Origin of the sequence: Rubrivivax gelatinosus (assembly GCF_004340905.1) — a bacterium.
Classification (GTDB): Bacteria; Pseudomonadota; Gammaproteobacteria; order Burkholderiales; family Burkholderiaceae_C; genus Rubrivivax; species Rubrivivax gelatinosus.
The window spans coordinates 251,864-268,143 of record NZ_SLXD01000001.1; the positions used below are offsets into that span (position 1 = coordinate 251,864).

General features: G+C 71.0%; 24 protein-coding genes and 1 pseudogene. 7 read left to right on the plus strand and 18 right to left on the minus strand.

Features of this window, described 5'->3' with window-relative positions; genetic code table 11:
• Positions 1-418 precede the first annotated feature (418 nt).
• The 5 genes from EV684_RS01160 (at position 419) to EV684_RS01180 (ending at position 4,210) form a co-directional block, all read left to right on the plus strand.
• The gene (locus EV684_RS01160) at positions 419-1,279 is read left to right on the plus strand and encodes a hypothetical protein (RefSeq protein ID WP_132644366.1); all 861 of its coding nucleotides are present in this window, start codon (positions 419-421) and stop codon (positions 1,277-1,279) included.
• Between the two features lie 47 nt (positions 1,280-1,326).
• Positions 1,327-2,025 (plus strand): glycine zipper 2TM domain-containing protein, encoded by a 699-nt coding sequence (locus tag EV684_RS01165; RefSeq protein WP_132644367.1) that lies wholly within the window; start codon positions 1,327-1,329, stop codon positions 2,023-2,025.
• 298 nt (positions 2,026-2,323) lie between these two features.
• The gene (locus EV684_RS01170; RefSeq protein WP_132644368.1) at positions 2,324-2,962 is read left to right on the plus strand and encodes an MBL fold metallo-hydrolase; all 639 of its coding nucleotides are present in this window, start codon (positions 2,324-2,326) and stop codon (positions 2,960-2,962) included.
• Between the two features lie 103 nt (positions 2,963-3,065).
• Positions 3,066-3,353, plus strand: a complete 288-nt coding sequence (locus EV684_RS01175) for a hypothetical protein (RefSeq protein ID WP_132644369.1) — start codon at positions 3,066-3,068, stop codon at positions 3,351-3,353.
• Positions 3,354-3,427: 74 nt separating this feature from the next.
• Positions 3,428-4,210 carry an enoyl-CoA hydratase/isomerase family protein gene (locus EV684_RS01180; protein WP_132644370.1) on the plus strand — a complete coding sequence of 261 codons (783 nt, stop codon included), beginning with the start codon at positions 3,428-3,430 and terminating at the stop codon, positions 4,208-4,210.
• Positions 4,211-4,214: 4 nt separating this feature from the next.
• Here EV684_RS01180 and EV684_RS01185 read toward each other — a convergent pair whose 3' ends face one another.
• Positions 4,215-4,775, minus strand: coding sequence for a GNAT family N-acetyltransferase (locus EV684_RS01185; RefSeq protein WP_132644371.1), 561 nt, complete (start codon positions 4,773-4,775; stop codon positions 4,215-4,217).
• 77 nt (positions 4,776-4,852) lie between these two features.
• Complete coding sequence (locus tag EV684_RS01190) at positions 4,853-5,821, minus strand: GNAT family N-acetyltransferase (RefSeq protein WP_132644372.1); 969 nt, start codon at positions 5,819-5,821, stop codon at positions 4,853-4,855.
• 122 nt (positions 5,822-5,943) lie between these two features.
• Here EV684_RS01190 and EV684_RS01195 point away from each other — a divergent pair, with 122 nt between their 5' ends.
• The gene (locus tag EV684_RS01195) at positions 5,944-6,201 is read left to right on the plus strand and encodes a type II toxin-antitoxin system Phd/YefM family antitoxin (RefSeq protein ID WP_132644373.1); all 258 of its coding nucleotides are present in this window, start codon (positions 5,944-5,946) and stop codon (positions 6,199-6,201) included.
• Positions 6,202-6,205: 4 nt separating this feature from the next.
• Positions 6,206-6,610 (plus strand): type II toxin-antitoxin system VapC family toxin, encoded by a 405-nt coding sequence (locus EV684_RS01200; RefSeq protein WP_132644374.1) that lies wholly within the window; start codon positions 6,206-6,208, stop codon positions 6,608-6,610.
• A 10-nt stretch (positions 6,611-6,620) separates the two neighbouring features.
• Here EV684_RS01200 and EV684_RS24245 read toward each other — a convergent pair whose 3' ends face one another.
• The 16 genes and pseudogenes from EV684_RS24245 to EV684_RS01275 form a co-directional block, all read right to left on the minus strand.
• Entirely contained in the window at positions 6,621-7,073 is a 453-nt protein-coding gene (locus EV684_RS24245; RefSeq protein ID WP_275951972.1) for an HAD family hydrolase, read from the minus strand.
• Positions 7,074-7,169: 96 nt separating this feature from the next.
• Positions 7,170-7,610 (minus strand): annotated as a pseudogene (aac(6'), locus tag EV684_RS24250) (aminoglycoside 6'-N-acetyltransferase); the annotation flags it as partial.
• 16 nt (positions 7,611-7,626) lie between these two features.
• Positions 7,627-7,902: a DUF2164 domain-containing protein gene (locus tag EV684_RS01210; protein WP_132644376.1), complete on the minus strand. Its 276-nt coding sequence runs from the start codon at positions 7,900-7,902 to the stop codon at positions 7,627-7,629.
• Between the two features lie 76 nt (positions 7,903-7,978).
• On the minus strand, positions 7,979-8,365 hold the full coding sequence (locus tag EV684_RS01215; protein WP_132644377.1) for a hypothetical protein: 387 nt from the start codon (positions 8,363-8,365) through the stop codon (positions 7,979-7,981).
• A gap of 78 nt (positions 8,366-8,443) precedes the next feature.
• Positions 8,444-9,268 carry a class I SAM-dependent methyltransferase gene (locus EV684_RS01220; RefSeq protein ID WP_132644378.1) on the minus strand — a complete coding sequence of 275 codons (825 nt, stop codon included), beginning with the start codon at positions 9,266-9,268 and terminating at the stop codon, positions 8,444-8,446.
• Positions 9,265-9,789 carry a GNAT family N-acetyltransferase gene (locus tag EV684_RS01225; protein ID WP_132644379.1) on the minus strand — a complete coding sequence of 175 codons (525 nt, stop codon included), beginning with the start codon at positions 9,787-9,789 and terminating at the stop codon, positions 9,265-9,267. The genes EV684_RS01220 and EV684_RS01225 overlap by 4 nt, the downstream gene beginning before the upstream one ends.
• Before the next feature lie 43 nt (positions 9,790-9,832).
• The gene (locus tag EV684_RS01230) at positions 9,833-10,264 is read right to left on the minus strand and encodes a carboxymuconolactone decarboxylase family protein (protein ID WP_132644380.1); all 432 of its coding nucleotides are present in this window, start codon (positions 10,262-10,264) and stop codon (positions 9,833-9,835) included.
• Positions 10,261-10,647, minus strand: coding sequence for a MerR family transcriptional regulator (locus tag EV684_RS01235; RefSeq protein WP_132644381.1), 387 nt, complete (start codon positions 10,645-10,647; stop codon positions 10,261-10,263). Before EV684_RS01235 ends, EV684_RS01230 begins: the two co-directional genes overlap by 4 nt.
• 61 nt (positions 10,648-10,708) lie before the next feature.
• Positions 10,709-11,029 carry a heavy metal-binding domain-containing protein gene (locus tag EV684_RS01240; protein ID WP_132644382.1) on the minus strand — a complete coding sequence of 107 codons (321 nt, stop codon included), beginning with the start codon at positions 11,027-11,029 and terminating at the stop codon, positions 10,709-10,711.
• A gap of 133 nt (positions 11,030-11,162) precedes the next feature.
• The gene (locus tag EV684_RS01245) at positions 11,163-11,693 is read right to left on the minus strand and encodes a hypothetical protein (protein WP_132644383.1); all 531 of its coding nucleotides are present in this window, start codon (positions 11,691-11,693) and stop codon (positions 11,163-11,165) included.
• Positions 11,694-11,721: 28 nt separating this feature from the next.
• Positions 11,722-12,921 carry a M48 family metallopeptidase gene (locus tag EV684_RS01250; RefSeq protein ID WP_132644384.1) on the minus strand — a complete coding sequence of 400 codons (1,200 nt, stop codon included), beginning with the start codon at positions 12,919-12,921 and terminating at the stop codon, positions 11,722-11,724.
• Positions 12,922-13,082: 161 nt separating this feature from the next.
• Positions 13,083-13,379 (minus strand): hypothetical protein, encoded by a 297-nt coding sequence (locus tag EV684_RS01255; protein ID WP_132644385.1) that lies wholly within the window; start codon positions 13,377-13,379, stop codon positions 13,083-13,085.
• On the minus strand, positions 13,376-14,014 hold the full coding sequence (locus tag EV684_RS01260) for a DJ-1/PfpI family protein (protein ID WP_132644386.1): 639 nt from the start codon (positions 14,012-14,014) through the stop codon (positions 13,376-13,378). Before EV684_RS01260 ends, EV684_RS01255 begins: the two co-directional genes overlap by 4 nt.
• A gap of 88 nt (positions 14,015-14,102) precedes the next feature.
• Positions 14,103-14,879, minus strand: a complete 777-nt coding sequence (locus EV684_RS01265; RefSeq protein ID WP_132644387.1) for a hypothetical protein — start codon at positions 14,877-14,879, stop codon at positions 14,103-14,105.
• The gene (locus EV684_RS01270; protein WP_132644388.1) at positions 14,876-15,259 is read right to left on the minus strand and encodes a hypothetical protein; all 384 of its coding nucleotides are present in this window, start codon (positions 15,257-15,259) and stop codon (positions 14,876-14,878) included. The genes EV684_RS01265 and EV684_RS01270 overlap by 4 nt, the downstream gene beginning before the upstream one ends.
• Before the next feature lie 115 nt (positions 15,260-15,374).
• A complete protein-coding gene (locus EV684_RS01275) occupies positions 15,375-15,995 on the minus strand; it encodes a hypothetical protein (RefSeq protein ID WP_132644389.1) in 621 nt (206 codons plus the stop codon).
• Between the last annotated feature and the right edge of the window lie 285 nt (positions 15,996-16,280).

Consider the following 16,280-nt stretch of genomic DNA (forward strand, 5'->3'; position numbering starts at 1 on the left):
GCAAGCGCCTCCCGCCAACTGCCTGAGCTGCAACGCACGCCTGTACTCGGCCGTTCGACACTGCCCTTTCTGCGGCAGCGCCGTGCCGCAGGCCGATGCGGCCGTGCACGCAAGCGCAGCGCCGGTCGCTGCGCCGGTCGCTGCGTCCACACCGGCGGCCATCCCGGCCGCGGCAGCCCGGCAGCCCGAGCCGCCGGGAGGCGCGACCGGCACACGGACCGGCGACGAGCCACGCGTCGCCGAGGCGAAGCCGGCTTCCGGAACCTCGTCCCGCCGATCCACGGCCGCGCCGACGCCGGCACCCGCGGCACCCGCGCCGGCTGCAACCAAAGCCGCCGGCACGCCGACTCCGCAGTCGCCACCGCCGGGCCCGCCGCCGACCACGGAGAGCGACACGGGCAAGGCGGGGCGCGGCGGCATGGGCCTGATGGGCAAACTGGCGCTGGCGCTGGTCGCCCTGGGCGGTGCCGCCTTCTTCTTCACCGGCAACTCCCCGCGCGAGCCCGACCCCTGCCAGGACGCGCTGGACCAGGCGGCCAGCCTGCTGGCCAGCGGCAATGCGGCCGCGGCGCGCAGCCAGACGGTGCTCGCCACGGCGTCGTGCAGCGGTGAGGCCCGCGCCAAGGCCACGGATCTGCAGGCCGCGGCGGACAAGGTGCTGGCCAGGCAGGCGGCCTGCGAACGCAGCTTCCGCCAGATCGGCAACCTGGTGGCCGACCGGCGGCTCGAAAAGGCGCGGTCCCAGCTCGATGCGCTGGAGACCGCCTGCGTCGAGAGCCCGCAGGGCAAGGCCTTGCAGCAGAAGATCAACCAAGCCCGGGCGACGGCCACCGACGCCGCCGGCCAGGTGCGCCAGCATCTCGCCGAGGGCAACCTGAAGAGCGCCCGCGAGCAGCTGGAGCGCCTGGCGGCCAGCAACCGCGAACACGCCGATCTGGCCGGCCTGCGGCAGGAGGTCCAGGCGGCCGGTGCGAGGCAGGAGCGCGAGGCGATGCCCGAGCAGACGCCTGCACCGCCGTTGCGGGCGGCGCAGCCCGCGCCGAGCCCGGCCCCCGCGGCACCGGCGCCCCAGCCGGTCGCCAATGCACAGGCAGAGATGGCCCAGGTGCTGCTGCGCGACGCGGAGAACGCCTTGCGTCAGCTGCGCTTCGACGCCGCGAAGACCTTCGTCGACAGCGCCCAGCGCCTGGACCCGCAGAACCCGCAGGCTGCCGCGCTGGCGCGCCGCATCAAGGAACGTGAACTGCAGTATCTGAGGGAGGAGACCTCCATCAAGTGAGGACTGCCGCACGGCCAAGGCCACAATCGCAGCATCAGGGAGACGACATGAAATCGATCCAGCCGCTTCAACGCACGATCGCCTGCATCGCCGCCACGGCCCTGCTGGGGGCGTGCGCCACGACCCAGGGGCCCGCGGGGGACCAGACCACCGACGACGACCCCTGCGGCGTGACGACGAGTGCTGCCGTGGGCGCATTGGCCGGCGCCGTGCTGGGCGGGCTCATCGACGGCAAGCGGGGCGCGGTGCGGGGTGCCGTCATCGGTGCGGGCACCGGGGCACTGGCCTGCGTCGCGATCAACCATCAGTCCCGCCAGACGAAGACGGCCGCACAGGCCGAACAGGACTACCTGAAGGTCCGCAAGACGCTGCCGGCCGAACCCGAGGTGACGGCCTATGCCGCGCGTCTGGAGTCCGGTTCGGTGCAGCGCGGCCAGCCGCTCAAGGTCAACTCGACGCTCGAGCTGGTCAATGGCCGCGGCAGCAAGGTCAATGAGGTGCGCGAGGAACTGGTCGTCTTCAACCCCGACGGCACGCCCTTCAAGACCGGCAGCAAGCCTTTCACGGCCAACTCGGCCGGCCGCTTCGAGAACTCATTCGAGCTGAGACTGCCGGAAGCTGCCCCGCAAGGCGCCTATGCGCTGAAGACGAACGTCTACGTGAACGGCAAGATGCTGGCGACACGCGATCTGCGCACCCAGGTGGTGTGGGACGGCAGCTCCGGCGTCATCGTCGCCTCGCGCTAAGCCGCGCATCGGCTTTCCCCGGCGCTGCCGCCGATCGCCGCGGCGCCGTGTGGCGGTGGCAGCTCCTCCGAGCCGAATCCCCGCACAAGGCCCGCTTCATGGGCCTGGCGCGGCGACGCCGCCGCGCAGCCGCCGAGGCGGTTCTCGACGCCGAATAGAGCGGCGCGCAGCGATCCGCGATTGCCTCCCGACGCGGTCAATTCGAATGACCGTTTGCGTGCCTGTTGCCCGGGAATGGCCGAGTTTTGTTCTATGTTTGCGGTTTCAATTCCTTGTTCTTGAGAAACACTCTCGCGCGATGCTCCAGTACCGAACCGTCCCCGTCACGCCCTTCCAGCAGAACTGCAGCATCGTCTGGTGCGATGAGACGCGTGAAGCCGCGGTGCTGGACCCGGGCGGCGACGTGCCGCGCATCCTGGCGGCGATCGAGGAACTCGACGTCGCGCCGCGGCTGATCCTGCTGACGCACGCCCACATCGACCACGCCGGCGGCGCCGGCCGCCTGGCACGCGAGCTGGCGCTGCCGATCGTCGGCCCGCACGAGGGCGACAAGTTCTGGATCGACGGCCTCGCGCAGCAGGCGGCGATGTTCGGCTTCGCGCCGGCCGAAGCCTTCATGCCGGTGCGCTGGCTCGACGACGGTGACACCGTCGCCGTCGGCCGCACGACGCTGGCGGTGCGCCACTGCCCGGGGCACACGCCGGGCCACGTCGTCTTCCACAACGCCGAGGCGAAACGCGCCTTCGTCGGCGACGTGCTGTTCGCCGGCAGCGTCGGCCGCACCGATTTCCCCGGCGGCGACCACCAGACGCTGATCGACAGCATCGTGCAGCGCCTGTGGCCGATGGGCGACGACACCGTCTTCGTGCCTGGCCACGGGCCGGAAAGCACGTTCGGCGAGGAACGACGCCACAACCCCTACCTGCGTGGCACCTGAGCCGAAGAACAGGGCGGCTGCGATTGACCTATTTCAAGGCTGCCGCCGCCGAGCGGCCGCTACGCTGACGGTTTCATCGATTCAGACCGACCGGCGGCGCCCCATGAAGATCATCGGCATCCCCTTGCGCAAGCCCAGCTTCGACGAAGTGACCGCCGCCGCCGTGATGGGCAGCGGGCTGTGGCTGCTGCTCGTCGGCCTGGCCCACGCCAGCGGCATGGCGCTGGAGCGGGCCGACGCCGGCGCGCTGCTCGTCGTCGCGCTGTGGGGCGCGCTGAGTGCACGCGTGGGCATCCACGTCGGCCAGGGCGAGCGCCATCTGCTGGCCAACCTGGCCGTCAGCGCCGTGCTGCTGGGCGCCTACCAGGCCGCGGTGACGCTGGCCGGCTGAACGCGCCGGCCGCGGGAGGACAATCCCGGCTCCCGGCCGTCGTGCGGACGGCCGCCACCCGGAGAACCCTCACGATGGCCGAACCCTCCCCGCTGCGTGTCGAGCGCGACGGCGCGATCCTGCGCCTGACCGTCGACCGGCCGGAGCGCCACAACCCCCTGTCGATGGCGGTGCTGGGCGCGCTGCGCGAAGCGCTGCTGCGCCACGCCCACGACCCCGCGCTGCGCTGCGTGCTCGTCACCGGCGCCGGCGAGCGTTATTTCGCCGCCGGCGGCGACGTGCACGAACTGGAGTCGGTGCGCAGCGACGACGACGCGCGGCTGATGTCCGACCGCGGCCGCACCGTGCTGGACACGGTGCGCGACTGCCCGGTGCCGGTGCTCGCGGTGCTCAACGGCGACGCCATCGGCGGCGGCAGCGAGCTGGCCGTGGCCTGCGACTTCCGCCTGATGCGCGAAGGCACGCACATCGGTTTCATCCACGGCAAGCTGGCCATCACCTCGGCCTGGGGCGGCGGCCCGGACCTGGCCTCGCTGGTCGGCCCGGCACGCGCGCTGCGCATGATGTCGCGCTGCGAGCTGGTGCCGGCACAGACCGCACTCGCCTGGGGCCTGGCCGACCTCGTCGTGCCCGACGCCGCGGCGATGCCGGCGGCGGTGGACGAGTTCATCGCGCCGATCCTGCGCCAGACACGCGCCGCGCTGACCGGCGCCGTCGAGCAGACGCGGGCGCTGCGCCGCGGCGAGTCCTACCGCGAGCGGCGCGAGATCGAGCAGCGCCACTTCGTGCGCGCCTGGGTGCACGAGGACCACTGGGCGGCGGTGGAGCGCTTCAAGACGCGCAAGCGCGGCGCCTGAAGCCTCAGGGCGCCGGCGGCGTGCGCGCGTAGACCCGCGTCGTGCGCAAGCGCCCCTGCAGGTCCAGCCGTTCGTTGACCAGCGTGCCTTCGTGGCGGAAGCCGGCGCGTTCGGCCAGCTTCCAGCTGCGCAGGTTGCGTTCGTCGCAGGTCAGGAAGACACGGTTCGCGCCGAGCTCGCCGAGCGCGTGGTCGGCCAGCGCGCGCACGCCTTCGGTGATCAGGCCCTGGCCCTCGTGGCCGGCGCGGCACCAGTAGCCGACCTCGAAGCGGCGCAGCGTCCAGTCGGGGCCGTGCAGGCCGCTGCCGCCGACCAGGCGGCCCGAGCCCTTCAGGAAGAAGAAGGCCATCATGTCCTCGTTGAGCAGCCAGCGCGCCTGGCCGCGACGGCAGTTGGCCTCGGACTGCTCCAGCGTTGGCGGCGGCGTCACCCAGCCCAGCCAGGGCGCGAGCAGCGGCAGCGACTCCAGCACCGCGGCGTTGAACACCGGCCCGTCGCCCGGGCGCGGCACGCGGATCACGAGGCGCTCGGTCTCGAGCTGTTCGGGCAGCTGGTTGGAAGGCATCGGGGCACTCCGGCAGGTTGCGTGCAGCCTAGCGGGCCGGCCGGCGCCGCGGAAGCGCCGGGTGCACGAGCGCGGGATCAGCCGCCGCCCAGCGGCTTGTCGTACAGCTCCAGCGTCTCGCCGCCGTGGTCCACGGCCTGCAGCCGGCGCCAGCCGCAGCGCTCCAGCAGCGAGGCGGCCGTCGCCGTGGCGCAGTACAGCCGCGTCTCGCCCATCGCCGCCGCGCGGCGCTCCAGTTCGAGCAGCAGCGCGCGGCCGATGCCCAGGCGGCGCAGGCCCGGGTGCACGACCGCGGCGCCGACCCAGGGGCCGAGCTGCGGCAGCGATGCCAGCCCCTCGCGCTTGAGCGCCATGAAGCCGCAGGGATGGCCGTCCAGCCGCGCCACCAGGCCCAGCGGCAGCGCGTCGTGCCGCGCATAGGCCTGCAGGTCGTGCAGCGCGTTGCCAGGCCCGCCGGGGCCGTACCAGGCCGGCCACTCGGCCTCGAACCAGCGGCGGATCAGCGGCATCAGGTCGGGCCGTTCGGCCAGCGGCACGATCTGCGGCACGGCCGGCCCGCCGCGCATGACGACGACCTCGAAACGCGTCGCGGCGGCACCGCGCACGAAAAAGCCGTCCTCGACGGCGGCGAAACCGTGGTGCTCGTAGAAACGGCGCGAGTTGCGTGTCGCGACCACCGTCACCGGTCCGTCGTGGCCCTGCCGGGCGCGCAGCAGCGCGATGTGCAGCAGATGCCCGCCCAGCCCGCTGCCGGTGGCCTCGGGGCGCACGAAGAGCAGCGTCACCTCGCCCGGCACGGCAGCGCAGAAACCGAGCACACGGCCGTCGCGCTCGGCCAGCGTCATCTGGCCGGCCTCGATCGCCGGGTGGTGGATGGCGGCGCTGCGGCCTTCGAACCAGGTCGCCATCTGCGCCGGCGTGTAGGCGTCGGCGCAGAGATGCAGCACCGAGTCGCGGTGGGCGTCGTAGACGGCCGGGGCGTCGGCGAGCACGGCGGGGCGCAGCGTGATCGCGCCGGACGCCAGTTGTTCGAGCAGCGTCGTCATTTCAGTCTTGCTCTCGACAGGCCGAGGAGAAGTCGAGTGGTGGAGGGGCGGCCGACAGATGAGTCTTTGAAGCTTGCCACAGCCGCTAAACTGGTCAGCACACTGGTTTGAAGGAGTCGACCATGAAGCACTGGCCCGTCCAGGACGCCAAGGCACGCTTCAGCGAGTTCCTCGAAACCTGCCTGGCCGAAGGCCCGCAGATGGTGACCAAACGCGGAGCCGAGGCTGCGGTGCTGGTGCCGGTGCAGGAATGGCGGCGGCTGCAGGCGGGCGCGCGCCCATCGTTGAAGGAACTGCTGCTGTGCGACGAGGCACGCGGCGAGCTGCTGCTGCCCAGCCGCGGGGCAGCCCGCCGCCGCACGCCGAGCGCCGCACGCTAGCCCGATGTTCCTGCTCGACACCAACGTCGTTTCCGAGCTGCGCAAGCCCAGGCCACACGGCGCCGTGCTGGCGTGGTTGCGCGGGCTGGACGAAGCCCAGGTGCATCTGTCGGCGGTGACGATCGGCGAGATCCAGGCCGGCATCGAGCTGACGCGCGAGCAGGACGCCGCCAAGGCCGCAGAGATCGAGGCCTGGCTGGAAATGACCGCGGCCTCGTTCCAGGTGCTGCCGATGGACGCCAGGACGTTCCGCGTCTGGGCGCGGCTGATGCATCGGCGCTCGAACACGCTGTACGAAGACGCGATGATCGCGTCGACCGCCCAGGTGCACGGCCTGACGGTGGCGACGCGCAAGGTCGCCGACTTCGACGCGCTCGGTGTGCCCGTGCTCAACCCGTTCGCAAGCTAGCCGACGCCGCTCACGACGCCCGGACCACCCAGCGCGCGAACGCTGACAGGTCGTCGACGACCGGAACCTCGACATCGGAGGGCGCCTGGGCGCCGCTGGTGCGCAGCCAGACCGCCTGCACGCCGAAGCGCCGCGGCGCCCGCACGTCGTGCTCCTGCGAGTCGCCGACCATCGCGATGCGCTCGCGCGGCACGCCCAGGCGGCGTTCGACGGCGTCCCAGAACTCGGGCTCGTTCTTGCGGTGGCCCAGCTCGGTGAAGCAGAAGATGTCGGCGAAGTGGCGCCCGAGGCCGACGCGGCGCAGCGCCAGCTCGATCATCGGCCGGCGCGACACCGTGGCGTTGGTGGCGATGGCCAGCGGCAGCCGCCCGGCCAGCAGCGCCAGCGCCTCGGCGGCGCCGGGCAGCGCCTGCACCTGCGGCCACAGCCCCATCGGCGTGTCTGCAGGCCCCTGCTCCGACATCAGCGTGCCGCCCCAGTCGAAACACACGGCCTGCACCTCGTGCAGCGGGTTGGGCGCCGGCTCGCCGGCCAGCGCCGCCGACGCCGGCAGCCCGGCCAGCGAGCGCCGGTAGAAGACCACACGCTCGGTCTCCTCGAAACCCAGGCGCTCGTGCAGCGCCTGACCGGCGAGGTTGTCGAGCGCGGTGTCGGACGCCAGCTCGGCACAGCCGCGGCTGCGCGCCCAGGCGGCGACGGCGCCGACCAGCGCGCGCGAGACGCCCTGCCGGCGCGCCTCGGGCACGACGTACAGGCCTTCGAGGAAACCGACCGGGCTGCCGTCAGTGCCGTTGACGTAGTCCTGCCGGATCGAGGCCTCGGCCAGGCCGAGCGCGGCGCCGTCGTCGTCACGGGCCAGGAACTGCGCGTAGCGCCCGGGTTCGGCGAGCTGCGACTGCATCTCGTGCAGATGCCCGGCAGCGTCAGCGTCGGGCCACAAGGCCTGGCGCAGTTGCAGCCAGGCGGGATTCGGCAGCGTCAGCAGGGCTTCGATCTTCATCGGGCAGCGAGGGGTCTCAGGGCCGGCGCTTGCGGGCCGCGTCGTACTTCTTCCAGTAGCCGAACTCGTCTTCGTGGACCTCGAAGTCCAACTCGGCGATGCGCGCCTGCAGCCGCTCCTGCACGTCGGCGACGGCCTGGTTGTAGACCGAGGGCGCGATCTCCTCGAGGAAGAAGCCGAGCAGCCCGGCGGCGGTGACGTTGCCGACCGGCTCGTCCAGGTTCTCGCGGCACCAGCGTTCGATCGAGGCGATGGCCTGCTGCCGGTCCTGCTTGTTCAGTTCGATGGCCATCGGGGCTTGTGCCGGCACGCCGGGCGGAGGAAAGAGACGGCCATTTTGGCGGGGCGCGACGAAAGCGCCCGCCGCCCTACAGCGCCTGGCGGCGCCGCCACTCCTCGGCGTCGAGCTGCGCCAGCGCGGCCTCGTAACGCGCCTGCGAAGCCTCGGCCAGCATGCCGCCGCGGCTTTGCATCAGCTCGAAGAAGTGCTCGGCCAGCGCCGAGCAGACGGCGTGCAGCGCCTCGTGGCGGTCCAGCCCCTGGCCGACGAGCCGGGAGAGCGCGTCGACGACAGCCGGCACGCCGAGCGCGAGCTGGTTCTCGACGATCGCGTGGAACACGGCATGGGCGCGCACGCTGGGCAGCGGGATGCCGGCCTTGCGGTGGTACTGCTCGGCCAGCTGGATGCGCGCGCCTTCGTCCAGTTCGAGCCATCGCGTGGGATCGGGCGCGAAGTCGGGGTCGTAGCGTTGCATCGTGGGGCTCCTCCAGAGGACGCGGGACCGGCGCGTCATTGTCGCCCCGGCGAGGTGGCGGCGCATGGCCGCCGCCGTTCAGGCCCGCCGCGCCGTCACCCGCCGGAAGTGCAGCGGCAGCGTGGCCGCCTGCCCGTCGGCCACCAAGGCGGCGACCGCGTCGCGAAAGCGCTGTTCGAAGCCTGCGCGCTCGGCCGGCGGCATCATCAGCAGCTCGTAGACGCCCCCATACCAGCCCCAGGCCGTCTCGGGGTCGCAGGCCAGGTCGGCGGCGACCTGGGCGATGCGCAGGTCGGCGAAGCCGCTGAACAGACCGCGGATGCCGTCCTCGTCGCGCCAGGCCCGGCCCGGGAAACGCAGGCCCGGCCACGCGGTGGCGGTCTCGGTGCTGCGCAGCGTGTCGATGAACACCTGCTGCACCGCCGATGCGGGCGCCGGCGCCGCGACCAGCGCGGCGACGACGCCGCCCGGCCGCAGCACCCGGCGCAGTTCGGCCAGCACCTGGTCGGCGTCTTCCATCAGCATCAGCGCCATGTGCGAGAGCACGAGGTCGAACGACGCATCGGCATAAGGCAGGCGTTGCGCCCGCGAACGCACCAGGCGCGCACGGCCGCCCAGCCGGCGGGCGGCGGCGGCCAGCTCGCCGGCGCTGAAGTCCAGGCCGTGCAGCGTCAGGCCCGGCTGCTCGCGCACAGCCAGCAACGACAACAGCGCACCGTCGCCACAGGCGAGGTCCAGCACGGCCAGCGGCGCCGGGCCGCCGGGCACGGCGTCCGCCAGCAGCGCGTAGGTCGAGGCGTGCGAGGCGCCGGCCATGCGCACCGGCAGGCGCGCCATCGCGTCGCTGGTCACGCCGGGGTGGCGGTCGTGCGTGTCGGCGAGGAAGCGCTCCAGCACGCTCATCGTGCGGGCTCCGCGGGCAGCACTGGATTCAAGGCCTTGCTGAGCACGACGCTGCGATAGACCTTGCCGGGCCACTGCACGTGGCCGACCGGCCGCCAGCCCAGGCGGGTGTAGAGCGCCACCAGATGCGTCGCCGGTTCGGCGGTATCCATCGCCAGTTCGGAAAATGACTCGCGCCGCGCCCAGGCTTCGCAGGCGGCCAGCAGCGCGCGGCCGACGCCGCGGCCCTGCAGCGCCGGTTCGACGGCGAACTGGTGGACCGCCGCGACCCCGGGGCGCGTGAACCAGGCGCAGACGTTACGCGCATAAGTCGGATGCACGAGCACCGTGCCGACGAGGCGGCCGCCCAGCTCGGCGACGAAACACTGGCCTCCGGCGATGCGCTGCGCCGTCACCTCGGGCGTCTGGTCGGCAGCGGTGTAGTTCAGGCCCATCGCGGCCAGGCGGCCGTAGGCGCGGTGCAGCAGCGAAGTCAGGTCGGCCAGCGAGTCGGCTGCGGCCAACGGGCGGATGAGGGGCATCGGAACGAGCGGAGCGACCGGCGGGCGGCCGACCCGCCGCGTTTTACACGACCTCGCCGGACGCCCCAGCCGCCTCCCGGTCCCGCTCGGCGAACACCTCCTGGGCCGCGAACAGGCCGTTCAGTGCCGCCGGGAAGCCGGCGTAGACGGCCATCTGCATGATGAGCTCGACGACCTCCTCGCGCGTGCAGCCGACGTTGAGCGCGCCGTGCACGTGCACCTTGAGCTGCGGCGTCGCGTGGCCCAGCGCGGTGAGCGCGGCGACGGTGGCGATCTCGCGCGACTTCAGGTCCAGCTGCGGGCGGGTGTAGACGTCGCCGAACGGGAACTCGATCAACAGGCGCGCGAAGTCGGGCGCGATGTCGGCCAGCGCCTGCACGACCCGCTCGCCGGCCTGGCCGTCGATCTGGCGCAGCTTGTCCCAGCCGCGCGCGTAGCGCGAGGCTTCGGGGGCCTGTGTGGTGTCGGTCGTCATGCGCGCTCCCCGGTGGCGGCCAGCAGGCCGCGGTAGAGGCCGATCTTGTCGTCCAGCGCGCGGGCGCTGGCCTGCAGCTCGTCGATCTGCGCGGCCAGGCGCTCGCGGTGGCGCTCCAGCATCGCCAGGCGCTCGCCGGTGCTGGCCTCGCCCTGGGCGCGCAGCACGGCGTAGCGGCGGATCTCCGCCAGCGGCATGCCGGTGTGCTTGAGACGCAGCACGAAGGCCAGCCAGGCCAGGTCTTCGTCGCGGTAACGGCGGTGGCCGTTGCCGGCGCGGCCGGCGGGCTGCAGGATGCCTTCGGCTTCGTAGAAACGCAGCGTGTGCGCCGACACGCCGCTGCGGCGGGCGATCTCGCCGATGGAAAGCGCTTCGAGGTTCATGCCCGCATCGTGGGGCTTCGAGTGCACTCGAAGTCAAGCCCCGCGCGGCAGGCCGTGCGGGCTACTCCAGCACCACCGCCGTGCCGCTGGCCGAGACCATCAGCATGCCGTTGCCCTGGCCCAGCACCTCGTAGTCGAGGTCGATGCCGACGACGGCGTTGGCGCCGGCGGCGCGGGCGCGTTCCTCCAGCTCGGCCAGCGCGATGTCGCGGGCGCGCTGCAGCTCGCGTTCGTAGGTCGCCGAACGCCCGCCGACGATGTCGCGGATGCCGGCGAACAGGTCCTTGAAGACGTTGGCGCCGAGGATGGCTTCGCCGGTGACGATGCCGCAGTAGCGGCTGATCTTGCGGCCTTCGACGCTGGGGGTGGTGGTGAGGATCATGCGCTCTCCTTGGGCACGGCCGGAGGAAGCGGCCGGCTGGCGCAGGCTAATGCAGCAGGTCGTGGCGACGAAGCACGTGGGCAGACGATGGACATCGGCGACCGGCTGGCAGGCCACGCATGAGCCGGCCGCGTCACGCGGGGCCTTGGCGTGCCGACCGCAGCAGCCACAGACGGCCCGTCGCCGCCAGAACCAGCCCGAGCACGCCAAGGCATCCGACCAACCGGGCAACCCGTCTCCAATAGGCCCGCTTCATCGCGACGACCATCTCCCGCGAGAGGATCTCCTCATCGCCGATACGGACGCCGTAGATGGCGAATGGGCCGTCCCACAGCGAAGGCGGGACCGGCCGCTGCACGGTGACCACGGTGCCGGGAGAAAGCGACTCCAGGCGTGCCCTGACTTCGGGTGGTTGCAGTTGGTCGAAGTCCTTGATGTACGCAGGAATCGCTCCGTCGCTCAACTCCAGGTAGACGGTCGCCTTGGGCAGCTTCACGAGCACGGGAGCAGTTGCCAGGCGCATCTTCTCGGCGCGCAAGGAGGCCGACACAGTCTCGTCCGGGCGGCCGAACGCCGCGACGCAGACGAGCCCGATGCCCGCCACCGCCGAGACCCCGAGGCCGAAGCGAGTCAGCCAACGCATCTCCGAGGCGTACAGGTCCATGTCTCGTCTGCGCTGGGGTGGCCGCGCCTCAAGAGGCGGGCGAAGCGCGGCAACTGGCCGGCAGCAGCGCCGGCTTCAAGCTGGCGCCGTTCGTGCACGTCCAGGTGACTCGCCGCTGCTCGTCGGCCGAAGGCACCAGGACCAGTTCGCCCTGGGGCAGGTCGACCGTCACGACCATGTTCTCGGCGTTCAGCGACAGCGTGCTGCCGTCGTGCAAGCGCTCGGACTGGCCGACGGCGGCCAGGGAGTCCGGCACGTTGCCGGTGCGCTCGTAATGCTCGGCGAGGGCCGCCTCGACGGGCTGCGCTTCGGCCAGCGCGGCGGCGACGCTCGCCTTGTCCTTGTAGCTCTGATAAGCCGGGATGCCGACGGCGGCCAGCACGCCGACGATGTAGACCATGATCAGCGCGCCGAACAAGCCGCCCTGCGGGCCCGCGTAGGGCACGAAGGCCGCCAGCAGATAGGCCAGCGGCTTGCGGCGCGGCATCGCGGCGTCGTTCTTCATCACGCGGGCCACACGCTTGGTGAGCCAGGGATAGGCGGCAGTCAGCTCATGGAACGAGGCCCAGAAGCCACCGGCATCAGGCAGCTGGTGGCGCTGGTAGGCCGCGACGTCGACGGTCTTCCAGCGGGCCGGGCCCGCGGCCAGGGCCAGCAGCGATTGCGCCGCCGCCAGGCGCGAACTGCTGCAGGCCAGACCGTGGCGGTCGCAGGTGCTCTCGCGGCTGCGCGAATACGCCGCGCCGAGCAGGGGCAGCCAGAGCACCGGCCAGCGCAGCAGGTGCCCCTGCAGGTGCTTCATGCGGATGTGGCCGAGTTCGTGCCCGATGTAGAACTTCACGCCGTCCGGATGCTCAGCCATCGCGTCGACGGTGTCCGTGTAGAGCACCACGAACTCGTGGCCGAGGAACCGGGTGGCGAAGGCGTTGATGCTGCCGCTGCCGTTGAGCACGTAGGCCTTGGGCGGCTTGGCGATGCGCAGGCGGGTGCAGCACTCGACGTACTGGGCGTACAGATCCGGGAACTGGTCCTCGGACAGTTCGACGCCGTTGCCGCGGATGTAGGCGATGAGCGCCGAGTGGGCGACGACATAGAAGACGAAAGCCACGAGCAGCGCGATCAGCAGCCCGCCGAAGGTGCCGACGAGCAGCACCAGCCAGGCGATCACACCCAGGATCAGCGTGATGCGCCCGAGGCGCTTCTCGTTGTAGTGCACAAGATCGTTCACCCATTCCTCCCTTTTCATTCTTCGGTCGACGACACCGCCGAGCAAGGCCGCGCAGGCTATCCGCCTTGGGTGGCGAAGGGCCTCGAAACCAGCGACCACGGAGGCGGCTCGTCCCCTGCCCAGCCGACGGCACGGCGGGCGTGCCCGGCGGGCTCCGTTATCTACTCCCCGTAGACACGGGTCACCGCCCAGAAACCGACCGCGAGACCCAAGAGCCCGAGTGCGCACAGAAGAACCAGGTACGCGCAAAGCCGGAGCAACTCGCGTGCGCTGAACTCCTGAAAGACTGTCGCCTTGTAGACGCACAAAGCGGCTGCGACCCATGCGATCAGCACCGCGTAGGGGCTGATCGGCAGGTTCAGGCCCCGCTCGTGCATGAGATACGACGAGCCAAGGAAGACAGCGGGAAGCGTGCAGGCCAGCACCGAAAGCCGGACGAACAGACGACCGATCCTCATCGGACCGCCTCGCCATTGACGGACGGCGCTGGAATCCGTGGCGACCCGAACGGTTCGCCGTAGGAGCGACGCGCGACGTAGGTCTCCAAGTCCCGGGCCTCCCGCTCGTCCAGCACGCCCAGCGTGCGCGCCACCGCGGCCGCGTACTGGCGGTAGGCCCAGGGCTGGGCGGTGATCAGTGGGCCGTCCTGCACGAGGTCGGCACGCACGAACTGCATGCCGTCCCAGAAGTGGCGTGTCGCGGCGATCTTCTCGGCGGGCGCGTGCTCGGCGGTGTAGTTGTGCGTGCCCCGGCGCCCGACCAGCAGCCCGGCGCCGGCCATCACCAGGTTGCCGGCGCAGATGCCGGCGACGAGCGCGCCGGCGGCGGCCTGCGCACGCAAGGGCTCGCTGGCGCGAGGCACCGGCAGCATCAGCGAGCGAGGGTCTCCGCCCGGCACGAGCACGGCCTGCAGCGAGGCCGACTTCAAGGCCGACAGATCGCCGGCCGGCGCGAGGGTGGCGCCGTTCGACGCGTGGTGCGGTTCGCCGTCCGGCGTGTAGTAGCTCAGCGTGCAACGCCCGGCCAGCGTCTCGGCGGCCAGGGCGATCTCGAAGAAGATGCAGCCGGGGTAGAGCAGGATGGCGACGTGCATCGTCAGGACTCCAGGGTTGAGGAGCCGGGGCTCACGGCGCACCGGGCTCGGGCATCACCGGCCGGCCGACCGACGGATGACCTGGCGATCACATCAGTTGGCGCACGCTGCAGACCTGCTCGGTCGAGGCAGCGGCACGCACACGCGGCAACGGGATCAGGCCGCCGTCGATGCGGAGGCCGGGAAGCGAGAGCACGATGGGATCGGCCACGGCGAACGGCTCGCCGACGATGACGAAGACGTACTGCCGCCAGTTCTCGGACTTGACGAACAGGCGCAGGAAGTCAGGCCCGCTCCTGTCGGCCGCGCCCACGAACGGTGACGTGGGCGCGAAGGAGTACTTGAAGACTTCAAAGTGCTCGCCGCCGATATAGGCCATGCCGTACAGCCGGACCCTGGAAGCACCCGCCGTCGGCATGTCTTCGGACGAGCTGCAGCGGCGCTCGCCGTTGGCCTTGTCGAGGCAGGAGACCTGGTACGAGGCCTCCGACAACTCCAGCGTTCCAGCCTGACCGGGCGCGGCCTCGGAGACATAGCGCAGCTCGGCGCGCTCCAGCTGCAGCCGCCGCCCCTCGGGCGCCAGAACGGTCATGCAAAGGGATCCGAAGGGCTCTCCAGGGCAACGGGAGAGATGGATCTCCGCTTCGGGCTCGAGCTGCAGGTTCAGGAAGTAGGGCTGCGGCTGCAGGGCCGTCACGGCAGGCGACACGGCGCCGACCGGTTCCACGCGCAACACGCGCGCGTCGTGGCAGTTGGCGCAGCCTTGCAACAGCACAGCAAGCAGCAGCGCGCCCCAAGACCACGGCCGCCATCGCGAGTGCGTGGCGCCGGCAGGGTGCGGCGGCGGGGAGCACTCGCGGTTCATTCCGTGCACTCCACGATGAAGTGGCTGGTCAGCCGGGCGTACTCGTAAGCCCAGACGATGTCGGGGCCCGTGAAACCGTGCGGGCACAAGCCGCGCTCCGCCAACAGATCCGCCGCATGGCGGCGCATGCCTTCGCGGATCTTTTCGCTGGACGGAAGAGGCGGCGCCAGGATCTCGGGGTACTTCTTCAAGCCAGGGTCCCCGTGCACCACGAACCGCACCCGCTTCGGCTTGTCCGGGTCGACGGTCACCGTCTCGGGGACCGGCCGGCGGGACGAGTCGGTGGCACAACCGGCACCGGCCAGCACCGCCAGGAGCACGAAGGCGACGGTGCGAGCCTGTCGGCCGAGGTGGCCGCTGGCCGGGGTGCGCGCGGTCATCGTGCAGCTGTCGCCAGCACCAGCCCAGGGGCCACCGGCCACTGGCAACGGTTCGCACGACAGCGAACGATCAAGATCGCCTCGGCCACCGCGAACGCGGAAATGTCGTTGCAGGTCAGTTCCTGGTCCAGGCGCCGATATTCAGCACCTGCTTGTCCACCGGCAGCGCAGCCAGGCCAGGATTCTTCCGGCGAATGATTCGGAGATCACGCTCGAACTGGTCCGAGCATTCTGGCAGCCCGCCACCGGGGATCGCCAAGCCAAAAATGTTCTTCCCCATCAGCGTCTCGATATGCAGCGCACCGATGTACGTCGCCTTGTCCGCTTCGACGGTGAAGGTCAGGACCGGCAGTTTTTCTCGCGGCGAAATATAGCCATAGCCGCCCATCGTTGGAATATAGATCGTCCAGGTGACCATCTCGTACTCCCCCGGCTCGAGCATCAACGCCTGCGCGCGCCCGAGTCGATCCGGAAGCTCGGGAAAGTCATCGTCCCTGACGAAAAATGCGACATCGTTCGACTTCAAGCGCTGCAACGCTTCATCGCCCTTCTTGCGGAAATAGAACCAGGTACCGATCGTGGGCTTGCCTTCGGAAGCCGTGAGGGAGAAGAACAGCCAACCCTTGCCGGGCGTGATGACCGCCTCCTTCTCGCCTTGCAGGGGCAGCGATTCACACCCCCCGGCCAATGCGGAGACACCCAGCGAAGCACCCAGGAAGTAACGCCGATTGATCATGAAGCAGCCAGCCTTGTTTCTGATGATGGGGTAATGGCAGACGGACCAAGGGGACAGTTGAAACGTGCGCGGCGCCAGGGCGCGGAGCAGGCCTCCGCTGTGCAGGGACCTGCAACTTGATGCGCCTGCCTCAGCGTCAAGTTCTCCAGCAGCCTATCGAGGGGGTACGGTGCCGGCAAGCGCCGGCCGTCATCTTCACGATCTTCAGAGAAATAACCGTTGCCGCCGCACCAACGAACAGCAGATCGGCCATGCCGGAGCAACACCGCCGACCGGCTACCGTCC

What these genes read in the sequence shown, in the direction of transcription:
- EV684_RS01160 (WP_132644366.1), top strand. Translation starts at nt 419, where the DNA reads ATGGGCCTGATGGGCAAACTGGCGCTGGCGCTGGTCGCCCTGGGCGGT.
- EV684_RS01165 (WP_132644367.1), top strand. Translation starts at nt 1,327, where the DNA reads ATGAAATCGATCCAGCCGCTTCAACGCACGATCGCCTGCATCGCCGCC.
- EV684_RS01170 (WP_132644368.1), top strand. Translation starts at nt 2,324, where the DNA reads ATGCTCCAGTACCGAACCGTCCCCGTCACGCCCTTCCAGCAGAACTGC.
- EV684_RS01175 (WP_132644369.1), top strand. Translation starts at nt 3,066, where the DNA reads ATGAAGATCATCGGCATCCCCTTGCGCAAGCCCAGCTTCGACGAAGTG.
- EV684_RS01180 (WP_132644370.1), top strand. Translation starts at nt 3,428, where the DNA reads ATGGCCGAACCCTCCCCGCTGCGTGTCGAGCGCGACGGCGCGATCCTG.
- EV684_RS01185 (WP_132644371.1), bottom strand. Translation starts at nt 4,775, where the DNA reads ATGCCTTCCAACCAGCTGCCCGAACAGCTCGAGACCGAGCGCCTCGTG.
- EV684_RS01190 (WP_132644372.1), bottom strand. Translation starts at nt 5,821, where the DNA reads ATGACGACGCTGCTCGAACAACTGGCGTCCGGCGCGATCACGCTGCGC.
- EV684_RS01195 (WP_132644373.1), top strand. Translation starts at nt 5,944, where the DNA reads ATGAAGCACTGGCCCGTCCAGGACGCCAAGGCACGCTTCAGCGAGTTC.
- EV684_RS01200 (WP_132644374.1), top strand. Translation starts at nt 6,206, where the DNA reads ATGTTCCTGCTCGACACCAACGTCGTTTCCGAGCTGCGCAAGCCCAGG.
- EV684_RS24245 (WP_275951972.1), bottom strand. Translation starts at nt 7,073, where the DNA reads ATGTCGGAGCAGGGGCCTGCAGACACGCCGATGGGGCTGTGGCCGCAG.
- EV684_RS01210 (WP_132644376.1), bottom strand. Translation starts at nt 7,902, where the DNA reads ATGGCCATCGAACTGAACAAGCAGGACCGGCAGCAGGCCATCGCCTCG.
- EV684_RS01215 (WP_132644377.1), bottom strand. Translation starts at nt 8,365, where the DNA reads ATGCAACGCTACGACCCCGACTTCGCGCCCGATCCCACGCGATGGCTC.
- EV684_RS01220 (WP_132644378.1), bottom strand. Translation starts at nt 9,268, where the DNA reads ATGAGCGTGCTGGAGCGCTTCCTCGCCGACACGCACGACCGCCACCCC.
- EV684_RS01225 (WP_132644379.1), bottom strand. Translation starts at nt 9,789, where the DNA reads ATGCCCCTCATCCGCCCGTTGGCCGCAGCCGACTCGCTGGCCGACCTG.
- EV684_RS01230 (WP_132644380.1), bottom strand. Translation starts at nt 10,264, where the DNA reads ATGACGACCGACACCACACAGGCCCCCGAAGCCTCGCGCTACGCGCGC.
- EV684_RS01235 (WP_132644381.1), bottom strand. Translation starts at nt 10,647, where the DNA reads ATGAACCTCGAAGCGCTTTCCATCGGCGAGATCGCCCGCCGCAGCGGC.
- EV684_RS01240 (WP_132644382.1), bottom strand. Translation starts at nt 11,029, where the DNA reads ATGATCCTCACCACCACCCCCAGCGTCGAAGGCCGCAAGATCAGCCGC.
- EV684_RS01245 (WP_132644383.1), bottom strand. Translation starts at nt 11,693, where the DNA reads ATGGACCTGTACGCCTCGGAGATGCGTTGGCTGACTCGCTTCGGCCTC.
- EV684_RS01255 (WP_132644385.1), bottom strand. Translation starts at nt 13,379, where the DNA reads ATGAGGATCGGTCGTCTGTTCGTCCGGCTTTCGGTGCTGGCCTGCACG.
- EV684_RS01260 (WP_132644386.1), bottom strand. Translation starts at nt 14,014, where the DNA reads ATGCACGTCGCCATCCTGCTCTACCCCGGCTGCATCTTCTTCGAGATC.
- EV684_RS01265 (WP_132644387.1), bottom strand. Translation starts at nt 14,879, where the DNA reads ATGAACCGCGAGTGCTCCCCGCCGCCGCACCCTGCCGGCGCCACGCAC.
- EV684_RS01270 (WP_132644388.1), bottom strand. Translation starts at nt 15,259, where the DNA reads ATGACCGCGCGCACCCCGGCCAGCGGCCACCTCGGCCGACAGGCTCGC.
- EV684_RS01275 (WP_132644389.1), bottom strand. Translation starts at nt 15,995, where the DNA reads ATGATCAATCGGCGTTACTTCCTGGGTGCTTCGCTGGGTGTCTCCGCA.